Here is a 20,032-nt window from a genome sequence, read left to right as displayed (position 1 = left end):
CGTGGGCCTCAACGGCTGCCGGGCAGGGCCCCGGACATCTGCAGCAGGTCCAGGAACCCGTCGATGCCCGCAGGTACGGGCCAGTCGAGCCGGCGCATCGACGCGAGGTCGGTGGCGGCCCGGGCGGCCACGTCCGGTACGCCCGCGTCCACGGCCTTGGCCAGGACCGCCCAGCCGGCCTCCCAGCGGGGCCGGGTGAGATCGCTCTGGATGGCGGCGACGACCGCGATGAGGAAGGCCAGCTGCCGGTCGCCGCGCTCGGGCAGGGCGAACGCGTCGGGGTCGGCGAGGACCCGCTCGGGGTCGGGCAGATCGAGGTGTTCCAGGTACGACAGCAGTTCGATGCCCGCGCCGTCCCCGACGGCACCGGTGAGCGCGGCGGCCGTGGCCTCGCGTCCGGCTCCGGTCGCGTATCCCGTCGCGAGCAGCCGCAGCGCCATCTCCCAGGTGCGCGGGGACGGCCAGGACCGGCCCCGGCTCTCGGCGTCGGCGGGTATGTGGTGGACCAGGCCCGGGCGGGCCGTGAGGAAACCGGAGACGGCGCCGCGGGCCCGCGCGACGGCACCGGGCACCTTGGCCGGATCGACCGCCGGAATGGCCACCTCCGGCCAGGTGCCGGCCATGCCGCGCGCGACCGTGGCCGGGTCATGGGTCCAGTCGAGGTGCACGAAACGGTTGGCGAGCGGCGGGCTGAGGTGCCATCCGTCCGCGGCGCTCGACGGCGGGTTGGCGGCTGCGACGATGCGCACCGCGTCGGGCAGGACGAGGCTGCCGACCCGGCGCTCGAGGACGACACGCAGCAGTGCCGCCTGTACGGCCGGGGGCGCGGAGGACAGTTCGTCGAAGAAGAGCAGGCCCTGTCCGGCGCGGGTGAGCCGGACCGCCCAGTCCGGCGGTGCCATCGGCACACCGGTCACGGCGGGGTCGTCCCCGACGATCGGCAACCCCGCGAAGTCCGACGGCTCGTGCACGCTGGCGATGACCGTCTCCAGCGGGAGGCCGAGTCCTGCGGCGAGCTGCTCCAGGCCGGCCGACTTGCCGATGCCCGGTTCGCCCCACAGCAGGACGGGCTGATTGGCCGTCACGGCCAGTGCGAGGGCCTCCAGTTGCGGGTTGGCCGCGGGTTCGGTCCGCCGTGTGCGCAGCCTGCCGACGAGGTCGTCCGCGGCGGCCAGGGGGCCGGGGGCAGTACGGGGGGTGGGGTCGGTGTTCAAAAGGGCGGTTCCTTGCTGTACTCGCCGGGCTCATCGGGCTCGCCGTACTCGCCGGGCTCGTCGGGCTCGTGGTCGTCCGCGTCGTCCTGCTCCTCGCGGTCCATCCACTCGTCCCACCAGTCGGCGCCGAGGCCCGGGTGTTCCTCTCGTACGCGCTCCCGGAGGAAGGACAGGTCGGAACGCTTGTAGCGGCGGATGATCTGGGCCAGCGACATCTCCGACTGGTCTTCCACGTCGATCCGGGCACCGACGGCGAGGAGTGCCTCCACGAGGGCCCTGGAGCCACCGTCGTTGACCGCGACGAACAGCGGTGTGCGGTCCCGCTGGTCCCGGGCCTCCAGGTCGAGCCCCGCCGCGAGCAGCCGGGGCAGCAGCGGTTCGTGGTCGAGCAGATGCAGTACGTGGAGCAGCGAGCGTCCGGAGGCGTCGCGGACCCGGGGGTCCAGGCCCGCGTCCAGGAGCTGGAGCACACCGTGGGTGTCGCCGTGCTGGGCGCGCAGGAACAGGTCCCGGCGCTGGGCGCGGAGTGCCTTCGGCAGCCGGCCGCTGCCCGACGCCCAGGTCTGCTCGACGGCGAAGCACCCGGCGACGGCGCCGCCGAACGCGCGCAGGGCCCGCTCGCGCTGCTGCTCCTCGTCGCTGTGCGGCATACGGAGCAGACCGTCCGGGCGGAAGCCCACCTCGTGCCACTCGCCGCGGCATCGCACCCGCACGGGTGCGGGGTCGGCGGGGCCCGGCGGTCCGACGGTCCCGTCGGTGACCCGGAGGGCGGGGAACAGTGCCTCGCGAACCAGTGGGTGCAGGTGTTCCGGCTCGACTCCGCCGACGCGCATCAGGTCGAGGTCGGGGAGCCTGCGCCAGAGCGCTTCGGCCAGGAAGGGCACGCCCTCGGTCTCCTCGCGGCCGACGGCCCTTGCCCGTAGTCCGGCGCGGCTGCCGGGGGCCGTCGGCTCCAGCAGGAGGCGGGTGCGCCAGTCGCCGACGACGAGGAAGCGGTCGCCGACGCCCTCGTCCTTCAGCCGGCGGACCTCCCCCTCCAGGCGGGTGTGGTCGAGGGCGAGCCTGCCGAGGAGGATCTTCGGATCGACCCGGTACCAGCCGGGGCCGCCGGCCGGGGGTGTCAGGTCGACTTCGATCCCGGCCGCGGTGAAGGCCGCCTCGACCTCGCCCTTCTGATGCAGCAGGGTGACCCACTCGGCCCGGGCCGGCGCGTCGCCGGGGCCGGGATCGGCCGTGGGCAGTTCGCCCGTACGACGGGGGCGGCCGTCGGAGTGGAAGAAGGGGGGCCGTTCGGTGGCGCCGCACCGCTCGCGCAGTTCGGCGGTGTGCCGCGCGTCCCACAGGTGCCGGGCGTACCGCCAGTCCTCGGTCGGGCTTCCGAAGACGCCGGCGGCCTTCTCGTCCGCGACGGTACGGAACCGCAGGGTGATCCGCTGCGGGCCCTCCAGCATCGCGGGCGTGGTGAGGTGCAGGTACGGCGTGGAGCGGGGGCGTTCGCCCGCCTGCACCGGCCGGTAGCGGGCGAGGACCACGGTCCGGTCGGTGTCGAGGGTGGTCCGCCCGCCCAGCACCCGGGGCAGGTGCCAGCGCACCAGGTCCGGGGCGAGGTGGCGAAGGTCGTCCTCGAGCGCCGCGGCGACGGCGTGGCCGCAGTGCTCGGCGATCTCGGACAGGTCGAGGTCGACGTCCACGCCGGCCGCCGCGCACGCTCCCCGCCAGTCACCGGCCGTACGGCGTTCGGTCGCGCGCTCGATCATCCGCCGGGGCACCGCGTAGCGGCGGATCCGCCGTCGGCTCGCCGCTTCCTCCAGGGAGAAGCATGGGGATTCGGGGCGACGGCTCAACGGTAGACACTTCCTATCGCGCGCAGGTCGGGGTGGGCCCCGGCCGTGGGCCGCAGACGCTGGGTGAAGGACCGCTTCACCTTCCGGGGCAGTCCCGGTCCCAGACCCACGTACTCCAGCGGTGAGTCGTCCGGCACCGCCGCCAGCAGGGACTTCGCGCCTCGCCCGGTGAGCCCGGTGTGGCACAGCTCCAGCCGGCGCAGAGGGCTGCCGACGAGGGCGGCGGCCAGGGCGCGGGCGCCTTCGTCTCCGGTGGCGTTGGCGGGGGCGCCGAGGCTCCGCTCCGACATCGGCCGCCCCAGGTCGAGCGCCTCGATGGCGCCCAGGGCGTCGGCGAGGGCGTGCGCTCCCGCGGGGCCGATTCCGTTGCCGCCGAGGCCGAGGCGTACCGGCCGCCCGGAGTCGACGGCGGCTGCCGCGAGGACGGCGGCCCCCTCGTCGCCGAGGTGGTTGGCGGGCAGGTACAGCTCGCGCACGCCCGCCTCCCGGATCAGCGCCCCCAGCAGTCCGGCGGCGTCGGCGGTCAGGCCGTTCCCTCCGAGGAAGAGGCGTTCCACGGGGCGCGGGCGGCCGGTGAGGGCGTCGAGCAGGGCGCGCAGACCCTCGGTGGTGACACCGGTGTTGACCAGGTCGAGGGTGCGCAGCGTGGTGTTGCGGCGGAGCATCGCGGCCAGCGCCACGGCACCGTCGTCGCCCGCCGGGTTGCGCTTGAGCCACAGGGCGCGGACGGTGTCGTCGGCCGAGAGCGCGTCGGCGAGCACGGCGACGCCTTCCGGACCGATGCGGTTGCAGCCGAGGTAGAGCGTGTGCAGGCCGTGGCCGTCGACGAGCGCCCGAGCGACCGTGGACACTCCTTCGTCGCCGATGGCGTTGGTACCGAGGAGGATGTGCCGGGCGTGCGGCGAGGCGGCGGCGACGGGCATCAGACGAGTGGCACCGGCCGCGCCGAGGCCTTGCTTGCACAGGTCGATACGGCCGTCCGCGCGCACGGTGCCGAGCGGGAACGTCTCGTCGCTCTCCACCGCTCGGGGCGACCTCAGCCGGGCCAGCAGCGGATCCAGCCCGGAGGGATCGCTCATCGGGATGTCCGGGTGCTCGATCGCCGGGCAGCGCACGGGTGTCGGCTGCGTCATCACCACTCCACCGGTCCATCGCCGGTGCCCGGCTCGCCGAGGGCGGCACCGCCCTCCGCCCGCCCAGGACGGACCGACGCCTATCGACGTTCCTCCACGACAAGGGCGGCAAGGCTGGTCGGATTCGAACCGACGTCCTCCAGCTTGATGCTAGGGCGCGACGACCTCTGCGCTACAGCCTTGCCGTGGAAGATCATAGCGGGACTCGCCGCGATGTCGATCGTTTGTTTGAATCAAGCCTTCCGGGTGTCGCCTGCGCACAGGCCGCCACGGGTGCGTCAGGCGGAGGAGACGGGCAGCACGTCGGGCGACAGCGCCGCCGCGCGGGCCGTCGCGGCCGTCATACGCCGACGGTGGTGGCGCCGGCACAGGACCTCGTAGCCGACCTCGTCCGCGGAGCCGGTGACATCGCCGACGACCACCTGGGCGCCCTCGACGACCATGACGCCGCCGGCCGTCCGGGCGTTGTGCGTGGCGCGGGCGCCGCACCAGCACAGGGCCTCGACCTGGAGCACCTCGACGCGGTCGGCGAGTTCCACCAGCCGCTGCGAGCCGGGGAACAGCTTGGAGCGGAAGTCGGTGGTGATGCCGAAGGCGTACACGTCGATGTGGAGGTCGTCGACCACGCGTGCGAGCTGGTCTATCTGGTCCGGCGCCAGGAACTGGGCCTCGTCCGCGATCACGTAGTCCGCGCGGCCGCCCTGCGAGAGGTGGTCGACGACATGGGCGTACAGGTCCTGCCCGTCCTCGACCTCCACCGCGTCGGTGACCAGGCCGAGCCGGGAGGAGAGCTTCCCCTCGCCCGCGCGGTCGTCGCGCGTGAAGATGATGCCGGCCAGTCCGCGTGCCGAGCGGTTGTGCTCGATCTGGAGAGCCAGTGTCGACTTCCCGCAGTCCATGGTTCCGGAGAAGAACACCAGCTCAGGCATGGCGAGTTGAGCACCTTTCGGCGAAGAGGGTCGGCGGTGGGGCGTCGGCAGGGCGGGCGTCAGGAGCGTACTTCGAGCAGGGGGACGAGCTGCTCGGCAGGGGTCATCGAGCCGTGGTTGCCGACCATCGCCGACTCCTTCGGCTCCCGCTCGGAGGCGATGAGCAGCACGTCGTCGCGCGCGGCGGCGACCACGTCGCCGATGCGGTCGTACACCCGGGCGTCGATGTGCGGGCCGAACCAGCCCGCCTCGATCGCCTCGTCCCGCGAGGCCACCCAGAACTGCTCGCCGAGCACCTCGCGCCAGCAGGTCAGTACGTCGTTCTGAGCACCGGGCAGCGCGTAGACGTGCCGGGCACGGCCCTCGCCGCCGAGGAGGGCGACGCCGGCGCGCAGCTCCCAGTCCTCGTCGAAGTCGATGCGGTGCTCCTCGCCGAAGGGCACGTCGATCATGCCGTGGTCGGCGGTGACGTACAGGGCGCTGCGCGGGGGCAGCTGCTCGGCGAGGCGCTGGACGAGCCGGTCGACGTGGGCGAGCTGGCCGCGCCAGGTGTCGGAGTCGACGCCGAAGCGGTGCCCGGCGCCGTCGACCTCCGCGTAGTACGTGTAGACGAGGGCCCGGTCGGCGCCGGCGAGCTGCTCGGCCGCGAGGTCCATGCGGTCCTCGCCGGACAGCCGTCCCTGGAACGTGCCGCCGCTGAGCGCGACCTTGGTCAGCGGGGTGTTCGCGAAGGCCGGGGACGAGACCTGGGCGGAGTGCACACCCGCCTCGTGGGCGAGCTGGAAGACGGTGGGGTACGGCTGCCAGACGGCCGGCGCGGTCCACGGCTGCCAGCGCAGCTGGTTCATCAGCTCGCCGGTGGCCGGATCGCGCACGGTGTAGCCGGGCAGGCCGTGGGCGCCCGGCGGCAGGCCGGTGCCGACGGAGGCGAGGGAGGTCGCCGTGGTCGCCGGGTAGCCGGCGGTGATCGGACGCCCGGTGCCGCCGCGCGAGGTGCCCAGCAGCGAGGCCATGAAGGGGGCGTCCTCCGGGTGCGCCCGCAGCTGTTCCCAGCCGAGGCCGTCGATCAGGAAGACGCAGTTCCGGTCGGCGGGGGTCAGCTCGGTGATGCCGGCGGTCATGCCGGGGACGCCGAGCCCCGCGGCCAGCGTGGGCAGCAGGTCGGCGAGCGAGCCGGTGCCGTACTCGGGCACGGGTGCGGAGTCGACGGGGAGCGGTTCCGGGTGGGTGTCCCAGGTCGTGGGCTGTGCCATCAGCGGGCGGAGTCCGCGGTCGCCTCGGAGAGGGCCTGTGCGAAGACGAGCGCCTGGCGCACCGTCTCCGGACCGTCCCCCGCCTCGCTGACCCTCAGGCTCAGGTCGTCGGCCGTCGAGCTGCCGGTGTAGCCGTGATCGGCCTCGCAGTTGGGGTCGCCGCAGGCGGCCGGCTCCAGGTCGATGCGGGAGACGGCGCCCCAGCCGATGGTCAGCACGATCTCGCGGGGCAGGGTACCCGGTGCGTACTGCTCCGGGTTGGCGACCACGCGGCTGACGACGATGGACGAGATCCGGCCGAGCTTCACCGACTCCGTGGAGGTCGTGGCGTACGGCGTCGGGGAGGTGTCGTCGGCGGCCTGCTCGTCGGTGTGGCTGACGATGAAGCGGTTGCCGGTCAGGACCAGCACGGTCACGTGCCGCCGCACTTCGTTCTGGTCGAACGTGGTCTCCTGGTGGACCAGGTACGACCGGATGGGCTCGCCGCCCACGGCGGTCTCCACCGCCTCGGCCACGAGGGCCGGGTAGTAGCCGCTGCGCTCGATCGCCGCACGCAGCCCCTGGGTCGTCGTACTGGTCTTGGCCATGCCGTCCATCCTACGGGGGCCCACTGACTGCGGGACACGCTCGTGGCGGGACCGTGCGCCTCCCTGCGGCGTCAGTACGCCGGAAGTGTCCGCGGCCCCAGGTCGTCCCTGGCGGGAGGCGGTGCGAGGCGGACGGAGGCGCCGAGCACGCTCAGGCCGCGGGTGGCGACGACGACCGGTTCCAGAGTGACCGCGACCACCTCCGGGTGGTCGTCGACCAGCCGGGACACGCGCAGCAGCAGCTCCTCCAGGGCGGAGGTGTCGACCGGGTCCGAGCCTCGCCAGCCGTACAGGAGGGGCGCGGTGCGGATCGAACGGATCAGCGAGGTCGCCTCCCGGTCGGTGACCGGGATCAGCCGGTGGGCCGTGTCACCGAGCAGCTGCATGGCGGGCCCGGCGAGCCCGAAGGACAGGACCGCCCCGACGGCCGGGTCGATGACGGCGCGTACGACCGTGTCGACCCCGCGGGGTGCCATGCCCTGCACCACCGGGCGCAGCTCGTCCGGCTTGCCGAACAGCTCGGTCAACTCGGCGTAGGCCCGGCGCAGTTGCTCCTCGTCCGCGAGGTCCAGGCGGACGCCGCCCAGGTCGGCGCGGTGCCGCAGGTGCGGGGCGGTGGCCTTGAGGGCGACGGGGTAGCCGAGTGCGCGGGCGGCGGCCACGGCGTCGTCGGGGGTGGGGGCGGGCAGGGCCCGGTGGACGTGGATGCCGTACCTGCCGAGCAGCTCGCAGGTGTCCTCCGTGCCGAGCGTGAGCCCCTGCCCGCGGGCGAGGAGGCCGCCGATCAGCCGTGCGGCGCCCTTCTCGTCGATGTCCTCGTACTCCGGCACCTTGCCGGGGTCGGCGGCGTCACGGCGCCACTGGGCGTACGCGACGGCCTGGGCGAGGGCGCGGACGGCGCGCTCGGCGGCCGGGTAGGCCGGGATGAGGTGGGCTCCCTCCGGGGCCTCGACGGCGGGGGGCCGCTCCGCCGAGGGGACGGGCCGGCCCCCTTCGACGGCCTGGGGTGCGGTGCTCGCCGCGGCGGACAGGGCCTCCGCGAGCCCGCCCAGCTCCACGTGCACCACGAGGACCGGCTTGCCGGGCACCGTGGCCGCCGCCGACCGGAGCGCCTCGGCCAGCGCGGCGTCCCCGGCCGATCCCTCCCCCACCGCCGGGATCGCGGTCACCACCACGGCGTCGCACGTGTCGTCGGCCAGCGCACGGGCCAGCCCCGCGTGGAAGTCCTCCGCCGAGGCGGCCGTCGTCAGGTCCAGCGGTGGGTGCGGGCGCAGCCCCTCGGCCAGGCAGGCGTCGTAGGTGAGCAGTCCCAGCGACTCCGAGTTGCCGAGGATCGCCACCCTTGGTCCCGCGGGCAGGGGCTGGCGCGCCAGCAGCAGCCCCGCGTCGACCAGTTCGGTGATCGTGTCGACCCGGATCACCCCGGCCTGGCGCAGCAGCGCGGAGACCGTCGCGTGCGGGAGCCGGGTGGCGCGCACGGCGTGGCCGGGCGGTGCCGCACCGCCGTGGCGTGCCCCCTGCACCACGACCAGCGGCTTGGCGGCCGCGGTGCGCCGGGCCAGGCGGGTGAACTTGCGCGGGTTGCCGATGGACTCCAGGTACATCAGGGCGACGTCGGTGTCCGGGTCGTCGTACCAGTACTGCAGGACGTCGTTGCCGGAGACGTCGGCGCGGTTGCCGGAGGAGACGAAGGTCGACACACCGGTGACGCCCGTGACGCCGCCCCCGCGCCGGTGCAGCCGGGACAGCAGGGCGATGCCTATGGCGCCGGACTGGGCGAACAGGCCGATCCTGCCCGGGCGCGGCATCTCGGGGGCGAGGGAGGCGTTGAGCCGGACGTCCGGGGATGTGTTGATGATCCCGAAGGCGTTGGGACCGATGATCCGCATGCCGTACGTGCGCGCGTGCCGTACGAGGGCGCGCTGGCGTGTCCGTCCTTCGGGACCGCTCTCCGCGTACCCGGCGGAGATCACGACGAGCCCCTGCACGCCGTGCTCGCCGCACTCGGTGACGACCTCGGGGACGTGCTCGGCGGGCACGGTGACGACGGCGAGGTCGACGGGGCCGTCGATGTCGCGCACCGAGCGGCGGGCGGGCACGCCGTCGAGTTCCTCGACGCCCTCGGGGAACGCCTTGTTCACGGCGTACAGCCGGCCGGTGTAGCCCGCGTCGCGGATGTTGCCGAGGATGCTGCGGCCCACGCCGCCGGGTGCGCGGCCGGTGCCGATCACGGCGACGGAGCCTGGCAGCAGCAGCCGCTGCACGGACCGCGCCTCGGCGCGCTGTTCGCGGGCGTACTGGACGGCGAGCGAGCGGTCGGTGGGTTCGAGGTCGAACTCCAGGCGGACGACGCCGTCCTCGAAGCTGCGTTTCTGGGTGTACCCGGCGTCCGTGAACACCTTGATCATCTTGGTGTTGGCGGGCAGCACCTCGGCGGCGAAGCGGCGGATGCCGCGCTCGCGTGCGACGGCGGCGATGTGTTCGAGGAGCGCGGAGGCCACGCCCCGGCCCTGGTGGGCGTCCTGGACGAGGAAGGCGACCTCGGCCTCGTCGGCCGGTGCCGACGCGGGTGTTCCGCCGGCGCCGATCCGGTCGTAGCGTACGGTGGCGATGAACTCGCCGCCCACCGTGGCCGCGAGTCCCACCCGGTCCACGAAGTCGTGGTGCGTGAAGCGGTGGACGTCCTTGGCGGACAGGCGAGGGTACGGCGCGAAGAAGCGGTAGTACTTCGACTCGTCGGAGACCTGCTCGTAGAAGCTGACCAGGCGCTCGGCGTCATCAACGGTGATGGGGCGGACGCGCGCGGTGCCGCCGTCGCGCAGCACCACGTCGGCTTCCCAGTGGGCGGGGTACTCGTGCCGGTCCGACGAGGTCTGCATGGGCCCCAGAGTACGGCTCGCGTACGACAACGTCGCGGGGCAGTCTGTGGAGGACGTCAGGTCGGGCCGAGGCCGCGGTCCGACCACCACCCGGGCGGCGCACTGCCGTCCGGCATGCTTCACGATGTGGGAAACTGGTCTAGACAACCCTGAACACCTGAAGGGCAGCATCACATGGCTGAGCGCCGCGTCAACGTCGGCTGGGCCGAGGGTCTCCACGCCCGCCCCGCCTCCATCTTCGTCCGAGCCGCCACGGCCACAGGCGTCCCGGTGACGATCGCCAAGGCCGACGGCGCCCCCGTCAACGCGGCCTCCATGCTGGCCGTCCTGGGCCTGGGCGCCCAGGGCGGCGAGGAGATCGTCCTCGCCTCCGACGCCGAGGGCGCGGACGCCGCCCTGGAGCGGCTGGCGAAGCTCGTCTCCGAGGGGCTCGAGGAGCTTCCCGAGACCGTCTGAGGCACCCGCCCCGGAACACCGAAGGGCTCGCTCGAATTGCCGGGCGGGCCCTTCGCTTTTCCTTCCGGGGGCGGCAGGAATTGCTTTTACGGGCAGCAGGAACAGCCCCCTCGAATTCCTTCTTCTTTGTATACGGTGCCCGTGTTAATGCCGCAGGCTCGTCATGTTTACGGGACGTTGCGAATTCCTCACACGCTCCGGCCGGTCACCGCCGGAGCCGAACCGGAGCCGGTGCCCGGAGCTCGCGCGCTCGGTGTGCACCGCCGTGAGCGCCCGCGCGCGCTCACTGTCGCCGCGCGCCACCGCGTCGACGATCGCGCCGTGCTCCGCCCAGTACTCCACGGGGACGGCCGGCGCGTCCACCGCGTACATCCAGACGATCTTGTGCCGCAACTGGGTCAGCGTCGACGTCAGGGAGGGGCTCGCGGCGGCCTGGGCGAGCGTCTCGTGGAACCAGCCGCCCAGTGAGCGCAGGTCCTCGCTGTTGCCCTGCCTGGCCCGCTCCTGCCCCAGCCTGACCAGCCCGCGCAGCACCTTCAGGTGGGCCTCGGTGCGGCGCCGAGCGGCCCGTGCGGCGCCGAGCGGCTCCAGGAGCGCGCGCATCTCCAGCAGATCGGCGGCCTCCTGTTCGGTGGGTTCCGCGACGCACGCGCCCGCGTGCCGCCGGGTCACCACGAAGCCCTCCGCCTCCAGAGTGCGCAGCGCCTCGCGGACGGGGACGCGGGAGACGCCGTAGCGGCGCGCGAGGAGCTCCTCGGTGAGCCGGCTGCCGCGCTCGTGGACGCCGGCGACGATGTCGTCCCGGATCGCCGTGCACACCGAGTGCGCCGGAATGCGCATGACCGACCTCCGCCTTAATCCCCGTGAAACGTCGACGATTGACGCGTGTTCAGTGACTCTAGGCCAATCGGCGGGAATTTCCGACGGCGGGGCGGAATCCATGGACATTTTTTGGACAGCGGTGGGCCGGAAAAGCCGAATGCCCCGGCTCGTGGAGCCGGGGCATTCGGCATGCCGGGCGGTGGGTTCTCAGACGTTCACACCGTGGGAGCGGAGGTAGGCGACGGGGTCCATGTCCGAGCCGTACTCGGGGCTGGTGCGGGCCTCGAAGTGCAGGTGCGGTCCGGTGACGTTGCCGGTGGCGCCGGAGAGGCCGATCTGCTGTCCCGGCGTGACCGTCTGGCCCACCGAGACACCGATCGACGACAGGTGGCCGTACTGGGTGTACGTACCGTCGTGCATCTTGATCACGACCTGGTTCCCGTACGCACCGCCCCATCCGGCCTCGACGACGGTTCCGGTGCCGACCGAGTGCACCGAGGTGCCGCTCGCGGCGTGGAAGTCGATGCCCGTGTGGCTGCCGGAGGACCACAGGGAGCTGCCGGCCTGGTAGGCGGTGGAGACATAGGAGGCGGTGATCGGCGCGACGAAGGTGTTGAGGCGCTTGCGCTCCGCCTCGCGCGCGGCGCGCTCCTTGGCCTCGCGCGCCTCCTCGGCCGCCTGGGCCGCCCGCTCGCGCGCGGCCTCCTCGGCCGCCTCACGGGCGGCGGCGTCCTGGGCGGCCTGCTTCTGCGCGGCCGCCTGGGCGTCGATCTCGTCGGCAATGGAGTCGCCGATGGTGATGACCGGGGTGAGCCCGCTCTGCTCGACCTCGGACTCGGCGGCGAGCGCCGGAGCCGCGAGAGTGCCGACGACACCCGTGGTGGCGAGGGCCGCGACGCCCGCCGCTCGGGCGGTGGTGCGCTGCATCCGGCTGGGACGGCGGTGCTTCCCGGTGGCGCGCGTGAACGCCATGTAGAGGCTGGTCCTTTCCTTCCCTCTCGCCTACCGGGTTAGCTGACGGGTTCGGAGCAGGAAGGTCTCCTACGGACCCCCTCGCGGTACGCGCGGGCGTCCGATTCACCCCAGGGACTGCGTTGGGTCCCCGGCTCCCCTGGCTCGCGCCGTACGGGGACTCGGCGATGACTGTCCGGTGCCGCGGGTGCGGCGCACTGCCTGACGGACAGCCCGGATGACGCTAAACGCGGTCGTCTTCAATCCTCAAACGCAGCAGGGTTTTTGTAGCGCATCCCACAGGGCAGACAGGCAACCTCTCCCTCAATTCGGACAAAAGGCGGCCCTGGTGACACATGTGTCACCAGGGCCCCTGTGGGTGGGTGCCGCTACTCGGCCGCGACGACGGTGACTTCGCCGATGCCGAGGGCTTCGACGGGCTCCTTGATCTGCGCCGCGTCGCCGACGAGGATCGTCACCAGACGGTCCACCGGGAAGGCGTTCACGACCGCCGCCGTGGCCTCCACCGTGCCGGTGGCGGCGAGTTGGCGGTAGAGCGTGGCCTGGTAGTCGTCGGGCAGGTGCTGCTCGACCTGGTCGGCCAGCGTGCCGGCGACGGCCGCCGCGGTCTCGTACTTCAGCGGCGCCACGCCGACGAGGTTCTGCACGGCGACGTCACGCTCGGCGTCGGTGAGTCCCTCGGCGGCGAGGGTGCGCAGCACCGTCCACAGGTCCCCGAGCGCGGGCCCGGTGTTCGGCGTGTCGACGGAGCCGCTGATCGCCAGCATGGCGGCGCCCGTGCCGTCCGGCGCGGACCGCAGCACCTGGCCGAAGGCCCGGACGCCGTAGGTGTACCCCTTCTCCTCGCGCAGGACGCGGTCCAGGCGCGAGGTGAGGGTGCCGCCGAGGCAGTACGTGCCGAGCACCTGCGCGGGCCACACGCGGTCGTGGCGGTCGGCCCCGGTGCGGCCGATGAGCAGCTGCGTCTGGACGGCGCCGGGGCGGTCCACGATGACGACCCGGCCAGTGTCGTCGGCGCTCACCGGGGGCACGGGGCGCGGCTCGGCCGCGGAACCGGTCCACGTGCCGAGCGTGTCGCCGAGCAGCGCGTCGAGGTCCACGCCGGTGAGGTCGCCGACGACCACGGCGGTGGCCGTGGCGGGGCGCACGTGCTTCTCGTAGAAGGCCCGTACGGCGCCCGAGTCGATCGCCGCGACCGTCTCCTCGGTGCCCTGGCGCGGGCGCGACATGCGCGAGTCCGCCGGGAACAGCTCCTTGGAGAGCTCCTTGGCGGCGCGGCGGGAGGGGTTGGCCAGCTCGTGCGGGATCTCGTCGAGCCGGTTGCGCACCAGCCGCTCGATCTCGCTGTCCGCGAACGCGGGCGCCCTGAGGGCGTCGGCGATCAGGCCGAGGGCCTTGGCCAGGCGGGAGACCGGGACCTCCAGGCTCAGCCGGACACCGGGGTGGTCGGCGTGCGCGTCGAGGGTGGCACCGCAGCGCTCCAGCTCGGCGGCGAACTCCTCGGCGGAGTGCTTGTCCGTGCCCTCCGAGAAGGCGCGCGCCATGATCGTGGCGACGCCGTCGAGTCCGGCCGGCTCGGCGTCCAGAGGCGCGTCGAGGAGCACCTCCACAGCGACGACCTGCTGGCCGGGGCGGTGGCAGCGCAGCACCGTCAGGCCGTTGCCGAGGCTGCCGCGCTCCGGGGCCGGGAACGCCCACGGCCTGGGCTCGCCGGCCTGCGGCTGGGGGTGGAATTCCATGCTGGCGAGCTCGGTCACTGGGCCGCCTCCTCGTTCTCGTCGGTGGCTTCGGCGTCGGCGGCGGTGGGCTCGTAGACGAGCACCGCGCGGTTGTCGGGGCGCAGGCGGGCCTTGGCGATCTCCTGCACCTCCTCGGCCGTCACCTCCAGGACGCGCTGCACGGCGGTGAGGGCGAGCTGCGGGTCGCCGAACAGGACGGCGTACCGGCACAGTTCGTCCGCGCGGCCCGCGACCGTGCCGAGCCGGTCCAGCCACTCGCGCTCCAACTGCGCCTGGGCGCGCTCCATCTCCTCGGCCGTGGGGCCCTCCTCGGCGAAGCGGGCGAGCTCCTCGTCGACGGCGGCCTCGATGACCGGCACCTCGACATCGCCGGACGTCTTCACGTCCAGCCACCCCAGGGAGGGCGCCCCGGCGAGCCGCAGCAGGCCGAACCCGGCGGCCACGGCGGTGCGGTCGCGGCGCACCAGCCGGTTGTACAGCCGGGACGACTCGCCGCCGCCCAGCACGGTGAGCGCCAGGTCGGCCGCGTCGCACGCGCGCGTGCCGTCCTCCGGCAGGCGGTAGGCGGCCATCAGGGCGCGGGCCGGGACCTCCTCCTCGACGACCTCGCGCAACTGCTCGCCGATGACGTCGGGCAGCGAGCCGTCCCGGGGGGCGGGCTTCCCGTCGTGCGAGGGGATGGAGCCGAAGTACCGCTCGATCCAGGCGAGCGTCTGCTCGGGGTCGATGTCCCCGACGACCGACAGCACCGCGTTGTTCGGCGCGTAGTACGTGCGGAAGAACGCGCGCGCGTCCTCCAGGGTCGCCGCGTCGAGGTCGGCCATCGAGCCGATCGGCGTGTGGTGGTAGGGGTGGCCCTCCGGGTAGGCGAGGGCGGTCAGCTTCTCGAACGCCGTGCCGTAGGGCACGTTGTCGTAGCGCTGGCGGCGCTCGTTCTTGACGACGTCCCGCTGGTTCTCCATCGACTCGTCGTCCAGGGCGGCGAGCAGGGAGCCCATGCGGTCGGCCTCCAGCCAGAGGGCGAGCTCCAGCTGGTGGGCGGGCATGGTCTCGAAGTAGTTGGTGCGCTCGAAGCTGGTGGTGCCGTTGAGCGAGCCGCCGGCACCCTGTACCAGCTCGAAGTGCCCGTTGCCCTTGACCTGGGCGGAGCCCTGGAACATCAAGTGCTCGAAAAGGTGAGCCAGACCGGTACGTCCCTTGACTTCGTGGCGTGAGCCGACGTCGTACCAGAGGCAGACCGCCGCGACCGGGGTCAGGTGGTCCTCGGAGAGCACCACGCGCAGGCCATTGGCCAGGCGGTGCTCGGTCGCTTTCAGGCCGCCGGAGTCTGCCTGGGCTGTGGCCGTGTGACCCATGGGCATGTACGTCCCTTCGATCGCGAAAACATTGGTCGGAGCTGCGCAATTCTGCCGATCCTGCCACTGTATGCAAGCGTGCGGGCCGCCGGTGGAGTTCCCGGGTGCCGTACGCCCACAGCGAGATCTGGGTGCGGGGCCGTCGGGGGCGAGGGCGTACCCTGCGGGCAGCACCGGGCCGGGCAGCCCGTGACGGGTCCTGGTCGGTCGCTGTCAGTGCCGCGGTCCACAATGGTCCGCGTCAGATCACCGTCCACGCTTCAGCAAGGAGCCGGCAGCGATGGCCCGCCGTAGTACGAAGACCCCGCCGCCCGACGACTCGTACGAGGAGAAGATCCTCGACATCGACGTCGTCGACGAGATGCAGGGCTCCTTCCTCGAGTACGCGTACTCGGTCATCTACTCCCGCGCCCTGCCGGACGCCCGCGACGGGCTCAAGCCGGTGCACCGCCGCATCGTCTACCAGATGAACGAGATGGGCCTGCGCCCCGAGCGCGGCTACGTGAAGTGCGCCCGTGTCGTCGGCGAGGTCATGGGCAAGCTGCACCCGCACGGCGACGCGTCGATCTACGACGCCCTGGTGCGCATGGCCCAGCCCTTCTCGATGCGCGTGCCCCTGGTGGACGGCCACGGCAACTTCGGCTCGCTGGGCAACGACGACCCGCCGGCCGCCATGCGGTACACCGAGTGCCGGATGGCCGAGGCGACGAGCCTGATGACGGAGTCCATCGACGAGGACACCGTCGACTTCGCCCCCAACTACGACGGCCAGGAGCAGGAGCCGGTGGCACTGCCCGCCGCCTTCCCGAACCTCCTGGTCAACGGCGCCTCGGGCATCGCCGTCGGCATGGCCACGAACATGCCGCCGCACAACCTGCGCGAGGTGATCGCCGCCGCCCGCCACCTGATCCGGCACCCGAACGCCGATCTCGACGCCCTGATGAAGCACGTCCCGGGCCCCGACCTGCCCACCGGCGGCCGGATCGTCGGGCTGCCCGGCATCCGGGACGCCTACGAGACGGGCCGCGGCACCTTCAAGATCCGCGCGACGGTGTCCGTGGAGACGGTGACCGCCCGCCGCAAGGGCCTGGTCGTCACGGAGCTGCCCTTCGCGGTGGGGCCCGAGAAGGTCATCGCCAAGATCAAGGACCTGGTCGGCTCGAAGAAGCTGCAGGGCATCGCCGACGTCAAGGACCTCACCGACCGCGAGCACGGGCTGCGCCTGGTCATCGAGATCAAGAACGGTTTCGTGCCGGAGGCGGTCCTCGAGCAGCTCTACAAGCTGACGCCGATGGAGGAGTCCTTCGGCATCAACAACGTCGCCCTGGTGGACGGCCAGCCCCTGACCCTGGGCCTCAAGGAGCTGCTGGAGGTCTACCTCGACCACCGCTTCGACGTCGTACGGCGCCGCAGCGAGTTCCGGCGGGGCAAGCGGCGCGACCGGCTGCACCTGGTCGAGGGCCTGCTCACCGCGCTGGTGGACATCGACGAGGTCATCCGTCTCATCCGCTCCAGCGAGAACTCCGCCGAGGCGAAGCAGCGCCTGATGGAGCGCTTCTCGCTGAGCGAGGTCCAGACCCAGTACATCCTGGACACGCCGCTGCGCCGCCTCACCAAGTACGACCGCATCGAGCTGGAGGCGGAGAAGGAGCGGCTCAACGCGGAGATCGAGGAGCTGACGCGGATCCTCGAGTCGGACGCGGAGCTGCGCAAACTGGTCTCGGGCGAGCTGGCCGCGGTGGCCAAGAAGTTCGGCACCGACCGGCGCACACTCCTGCTGGAGTCGGCGGCCACCCCGGCGGCGGCCGTGCCGCTCCAGGTGGCGGACGACCCGTGCCGGGTGCTGCTGTCCTCGACGGGCCTGCTGGCCCGCACGGCGAACGACGAACCCCTGGTCACGGACGCCGGCGCCAAGCGCGTGAAGCACGACCTGATCGTCTCGTCGGTGCCGGCCACCGCCCGCGGTGAGGTGGGCGTGGTGACGTCCGCCGGGCGGCTGCTGCGGGTGAACGTCGTCGATCTGCCCCAGCTCCCGGAGATGCCGACGCCGAACCTCTCGGGCGGCGCGCCGCTGGCGGAGTTCGTGTCCCTGGAGGACGACGAGACGGTGGTCTGCCTGACCACGCTCGACGAGTCGTCGCCGGGGCTGGCGCTCGGCACGGAACAGGGTGTCGTCAAGCGCGTGGTGCCCGACTACCCGTCCAACAAGGACGAGTTGGAGGTCATCACGCTCAGGGAGGGCGACCGGATCGTCGGCGCGGTCGAGCTGCGCACCGGCGAGGAGGACCTGGTCTTCATCACGGACGACGCGCAGCTGCTGCGCTACCAGGCGTCGCAGGTGCGGCCGCAGGGCCGTCCGGCGGGCGGTGTGGCGGGCATCAAGCTCGCCGACGGCGCGAAGGTCATCTCGTTCACCGCCGTCGACCCGGCCGCGGACGCGGTCGTCTTCACGGTCGCGGGCTCGCGCGGCACGCTGGACGACTCCGTCCAGACCACGGCCAAGCTGACGCCCTTCGACCAGTACCCGCGCAAGGGCCGCGCCACGGGTGGCGTGCGCTGCCAGCGGTTCCTGAAGGGCGAGGACTGCCTGGCGCTGGCCTGGGCGGGCGCCGCCCCGGCGCGGGCCTCGCAGAAGAACGGCATGCCGGCCCAGCTTCCGGACATCGACCCGCGGCGTGACGGCTCGGGCGTGTCGCTGCCGAAGACGGTGTCGGTGGTGGCGGGCCCGGCCTAGGCCGGGTACGGCGGTTCGTCGCCGCCGGGCTCGTCCGGATCCCGGTCGGCGAAGTCCTCGTCACCGGGGTCCCGCTCCTCGGGGTCCTGCTCCTCGGGGTCCTGCCCCGCCGGGCCCCGGTCGTCGGGGTCCGGTACGTAGCGCAGGACGCCCCACATGCCGTGTTCGTCGGCGTGCGGGGCGCCGCTCGCGCACCCCTCGAGTTCCTTGCGCAGGGCGGGTGCGTCGATACCGGAGCCGATGAGCACCAGCTGGGTGAGGCGTGCCTCGGCGGGCGCCCACGGCTCCGGGTAGAAGCGGAGGAAACGCCCGACGGCGTGGACGACGTACCGGTTCCGCCTGTCGTGCGGGCCGAAGTCGACGTAGCCCTTGATCCGGTAGAGCCCCTCGGGCCGGCTGTCCAGAAAGCGCATCAGACGCCGCGGATCGAGCGGCAGGTCGGAGACGAAGGACACGCTGTCGTAGGCGGTGTGCAGGTGACCGGCGTGGCCGGTGTGCTCCTCGCCCGGGGAGTCGTCGTGCAGGTCGTCGAAGGACAGCTGCCCGATGCGCTCCTCGCTCGGCTTGCAGTCGAAGAGGAACCCGGGGTCGATACGCCCGTAGGCCGCCGGCACGACGGCGGCCCGGTCGCTCAGCGAGCGGACGAGAGCGAGCACCCGCTCGGCGTCCGGGGCCCGGTCGGTCTTGTTGACCACGACGAGGTCGGCCAGCGCCAGGTGCCGGTCGATCTCGGGGTGCTTCGCGCGCGTGTCGTCGAACTCGGCCGCGTCGACGACCTCGACGAGTCCGCCGTACACGACCCCCGGCTGCTCGCTGGCGAGGAGCATCCGCACCAGTTCCTGCGGCTCGGCGAGACCGCTGGCCTCGATGACGATGACGTCGATGCCGAGGTCGGGCCGGGCGAGCCGCTCCAGGTAGCCGTCGAGCTCGCTCGCGTCGACGGCACAGCACAGACACCCGTTGCCCAGCGAGACGGTGGAGTCACCGAGCGCGCCGGCGACGGCCATGGCATCGATCTCGATGGCGCCGAAGTCGTTGACGATGGCACCGATACGGCTGCCTCCGCTGCGGTGGAGCAAGTGGTTGAGGAGCGTGGTCTTCCCGGAACCGAGGAATCCGGCGATGACGACGACCGGGATCTGCTGGGAAGTCGGGCGCTGCCCCACCGTGCGACCTCTTTCTCACCTACGCGTACGCCGGTCCGCGGGAGTGCGTGCACACCCGTACGGAATTGCCTGTTCAGGATACGAGCCGGTGCAGTTGCCGCGGAGTGAACGATTGTTAGCAGCACTCGCGGGGCAGACGTTGGACATGGCGCCGGATCGTGCGACCCTCGCTTCCCTCCGTGCGCCTCCTCTCCGCCTCCCCGCCGATCAGAGCCGCTCGGCACCCTGGAGGCGGCAAGCGCCGCCCATCGCTCGCCGGTCCCCGTCAGCCGACCCGCACTCGACGACCGGCGGACGGTCGCCTGATTCGGGGGTTGACATGGCCACACGGAAGAACGCCACGGGGAGGTTCGGCTCCGCCGCAGCCGGTCTGCTGTTCGCCACGGCCGGATTGACGCTGGCCGCACGCCAGCGGTGGCTGGAGAAGGTTCGGCTGCAGGAGCGACAGCTGGAACTGGAGGAGCTGGCGATCCGGCGCCAGTCGCTGGCGCACCAGCAGCGCATGCACTGGGAACTGCTCACCAGGGCGATCGACGACCCTTCCCTGGCCGAGGTCATCGACACGTACGACAAGAACATCCCGGCCGCGAGGCGGCGCCAGTTCTTCTATGCCAATGCCTGGTACGCAAACCTGTACCACATCCACCGAGCGGGGCTGATAGACGGAGACGAACTGTACGGGCATCTCCGGGAGTTCTTCCAGAACCCGATCTTCCGCGAGTACTGGGAGGCTTCGAGGCACATGCGCGCGGCCCTCAACGACACCTCGGCGGAAGCGCGGATGGGGCGCATGGTCGACAGCCTCGTCAGGGACCTGGACGAGGCCGACACGGACGAATGGTGGGTGGTCGGCACTCCTCCGGCCGACTGAGGGCAGCCGGCTCCGCCGGACGGGGTCAACACAGGAGCATCGGAGACACGCCGGAGTACTCTTCGGCCATCCAGCCAC

At 72.6% G+C, this 20,032-nt stretch carries 15 protein-coding genes and 1 riboswitch; of the genes, 3 read left to right on the top strand and 12 right to left on the bottom strand.

The genetic code is table 11. The annotated features are described in order from the left end of the window. Positions 1–8 precede the first annotated feature (8 nt). From IE260_RS02660 to IE260_RS02630, 7 genes are all read right to left on the bottom strand, one after another. Complete coding sequence (locus tag IE260_RS02660; protein ID WP_189868804.1) at positions 9–1,214, bottom strand: AAA family ATPase; 1,206 nt, start codon at positions 1,212–1,214, stop codon at positions 9–11. Further along, positions 1,211–3,058, bottom strand: a complete 1,848-nt coding sequence (locus tag IE260_RS02655) for an ankyrin repeat domain-containing protein (RefSeq protein ID WP_189868803.1) — start codon at positions 3,056–3,058, stop codon at positions 1,211–1,213. The genes IE260_RS02660 and IE260_RS02655 overlap by 4 nt, the downstream gene beginning before the upstream one ends. Further along, on the bottom strand, positions 3,055–4,191 hold the full coding sequence (locus tag IE260_RS02650) for a leucine-rich repeat domain-containing protein (RefSeq protein WP_189868802.1): 1,137 nt from the start codon (positions 4,189–4,191) through the stop codon (positions 3,055–3,057). Before IE260_RS02650 ends, IE260_RS02655 begins: the two co-directional genes overlap by 4 nt. 278 nt (positions 4,192–4,469) lie before the next feature. Then, the gene (locus tag IE260_RS02645) at positions 4,470–5,120 is read right to left on the bottom strand and encodes a thymidine kinase (RefSeq protein WP_189868801.1); all 651 of its coding nucleotides are present in this window, start codon (positions 5,118–5,120) and stop codon (positions 4,470–4,472) included. 59 nt (positions 5,121–5,179) lie between these two features. After that, positions 5,180–6,373 (bottom strand): alkaline phosphatase family protein, encoded by a 1,194-nt coding sequence (locus IE260_RS02640; RefSeq protein WP_189868800.1) that lies wholly within the window; start codon positions 6,371–6,373, stop codon positions 5,180–5,182. Further along, on the bottom strand, positions 6,373–6,960 hold the full coding sequence (locus IE260_RS02635; protein WP_189868799.1) for a DUF5998 family protein: 588 nt from the start codon (positions 6,958–6,960) through the stop codon (positions 6,373–6,375). The genes IE260_RS02640 and IE260_RS02635 overlap by 1 nt, the downstream gene beginning before the upstream one ends. 71 nt (positions 6,961–7,031) lie before the next feature. Then, on the bottom strand, positions 7,032–9,839 hold the full coding sequence (locus tag IE260_RS02630; RefSeq protein WP_189868798.1) for a bifunctional acetate--CoA ligase family protein/GNAT family N-acetyltransferase: 2,808 nt from the start codon (positions 9,837–9,839) through the stop codon (positions 7,032–7,034). A gap of 174 nt (positions 9,840–10,013) precedes the next feature. On the opposite strand from IE260_RS02630, the gene IE260_RS02625 reads away from it, so the two are divergent. Then, the gene (locus IE260_RS02625) at positions 10,014–10,295 is read left to right on the top strand and encodes an HPr family phosphocarrier protein (RefSeq protein WP_189868797.1); all 282 of its coding nucleotides are present in this window, start codon (positions 10,014–10,016) and stop codon (positions 10,293–10,295) included. Positions 10,296–10,439: 144 nt separating this feature from the next. Here the strand turns inward: IE260_RS02625 and IE260_RS02620 are convergent, their stop codons facing one another. The 4 genes from IE260_RS02620 to IE260_RS02605 all read right to left on the bottom strand — a co-directional run bounded on the left by IE260_RS02620 (position 10,440) and on the right by IE260_RS02605 (position 15,189). Next, a complete protein-coding gene (locus tag IE260_RS02620; RefSeq protein WP_189868796.1) occupies positions 10,440–11,135 on the bottom strand; it encodes a GntR family transcriptional regulator in 696 nt (231 codons plus the stop codon). A gap of 189 nt (positions 11,136–11,324) precedes the next feature. Further along, the gene (locus tag IE260_RS02615; RefSeq protein ID WP_189868795.1) at positions 11,325–12,089 is read right to left on the bottom strand and encodes a M23 family metallopeptidase; all 765 of its coding nucleotides are present in this window, start codon (positions 12,087–12,089) and stop codon (positions 11,325–11,327) included. A gap of 12 nt (positions 12,090–12,101) precedes the next feature. After that, positions 12,102–12,266: riboswitch (cyclic di-AMP (ydaO/yuaA leader) on the bottom strand. Positions 12,267–12,457: 191 nt separating this feature from the next. Further along, entirely contained in the window at positions 12,458–13,846 is a 1,389-nt protein-coding gene (locus tag IE260_RS02610; RefSeq protein WP_189868794.1) for a M16 family metallopeptidase, read from the bottom strand. Further along, positions 13,843–15,189: a M16 family metallopeptidase gene (locus IE260_RS02605; RefSeq protein ID WP_189868793.1), complete on the bottom strand. Its 1,347-nt coding sequence runs from the start codon at positions 15,187–15,189 to the stop codon at positions 13,843–13,845. The genes IE260_RS02610 and IE260_RS02605 overlap by 4 nt, the downstream gene beginning before the upstream one ends. A 274-nt stretch (positions 15,190–15,463) precedes the next feature. Between IE260_RS02605 and IE260_RS02600 the strand changes: the two genes are divergently transcribed. After that, entirely contained in the window at positions 15,464–17,917 is a 2,454-nt protein-coding gene (locus tag IE260_RS02600; protein WP_189868792.1) for a DNA gyrase/topoisomerase IV subunit A, read from the top strand. Here IE260_RS02600 and IE260_RS02595 read toward each other — a convergent pair. Further along, positions 17,914–19,083: a CobW family GTP-binding protein gene (locus IE260_RS02595; RefSeq protein WP_189868791.1), complete on the bottom strand. Its 1,170-nt coding sequence runs from the start codon at positions 19,081–19,083 to the stop codon at positions 17,914–17,916. The two genes, IE260_RS02600 and IE260_RS02595, sit on opposite strands and share 4 nt — an antisense overlap. A 319-nt stretch (positions 19,084–19,402) precedes the next feature. Between IE260_RS02595 and IE260_RS02590 the strand changes: the two genes are divergently transcribed. Beyond that, entirely contained in the window at positions 19,403–19,954 is a 552-nt protein-coding gene (locus IE260_RS02590; RefSeq protein ID WP_189868790.1) for a DUF6082 family protein, read from the top strand. The last annotated feature ends 78 nt before the right edge of the window (positions 19,955–20,032 follow it).

It is taken from the genome of Streptomyces viridiviolaceus, assembly GCF_014650995.1.
Taxonomy (GTDB): domain Bacteria; phylum Actinomycetota; class Actinomycetes; order Streptomycetales; family Streptomycetaceae; genus Streptomyces; species Streptomyces viridiviolaceus.
The sequence above is the reverse complement of the archived record's forward strand: the minus strand, read 5'-3'. Positions and strand labels throughout refer to the sequence as shown.

Excerpts from the sequence above, each read along its gene's own strand:
- IE260_RS02650 (WP_189868802.1), bottom strand. The coding sequence starts at position 4,191 with ATGACGCAGCCGACACCCGTGCGCTGCCCGGCGATCGAGCACCCGGAC.
- IE260_RS02645 (WP_189868801.1), bottom strand. The coding sequence starts at position 5,120 with ATGCCTGAGCTGGTGTTCTTCTCCGGAACCATGGACTGCGGGAAGTCG.
- IE260_RS02640 (WP_189868800.1), bottom strand. The coding sequence starts at position 6,373 with ATGGCACAGCCCACGACCTGGGACACCCACCCGGAACCGCTCCCCGTC.
- IE260_RS02635 (WP_189868799.1), bottom strand. The coding sequence starts at position 6,960 with ATGGCCAAGACCAGTACGACGACCCAGGGGCTGCGTGCGGCGATCGAG.
- IE260_RS02630 (WP_189868798.1), bottom strand. The coding sequence starts at position 9,839 with ATGCAGACCTCGTCGGACCGGCACGAGTACCCCGCCCACTGGGAAGCC.
- IE260_RS02625 (WP_189868797.1), top strand. The coding sequence starts at position 10,014 with ATGGCTGAGCGCCGCGTCAACGTCGGCTGGGCCGAGGGTCTCCACGCC.
- IE260_RS02620 (WP_189868796.1), bottom strand. The coding sequence starts at position 11,135 with ATGCGCATTCCGGCGCACTCGGTGTGCACGGCGATCCGGGACGACATC.
- IE260_RS02615 (WP_189868795.1), bottom strand. The coding sequence starts at position 12,089 with ATGGCGTTCACGCGCGCCACCGGGAAGCACCGCCGTCCCAGCCGGATG.
- IE260_RS02605 (WP_189868793.1), bottom strand. The coding sequence starts at position 15,189 with ATGCCCATGGGTCACACGGCCACAGCCCAGGCAGACTCCGGCGGCCTG.
- IE260_RS02600 (WP_189868792.1), top strand. The coding sequence starts at position 15,464 with ATGGCCCGCCGTAGTACGAAGACCCCGCCGCCCGACGACTCGTACGAG.
- IE260_RS02590 (WP_189868790.1), top strand. The coding sequence starts at position 19,403 with ATGGCCACACGGAAGAACGCCACGGGGAGGTTCGGCTCCGCCGCAGCC.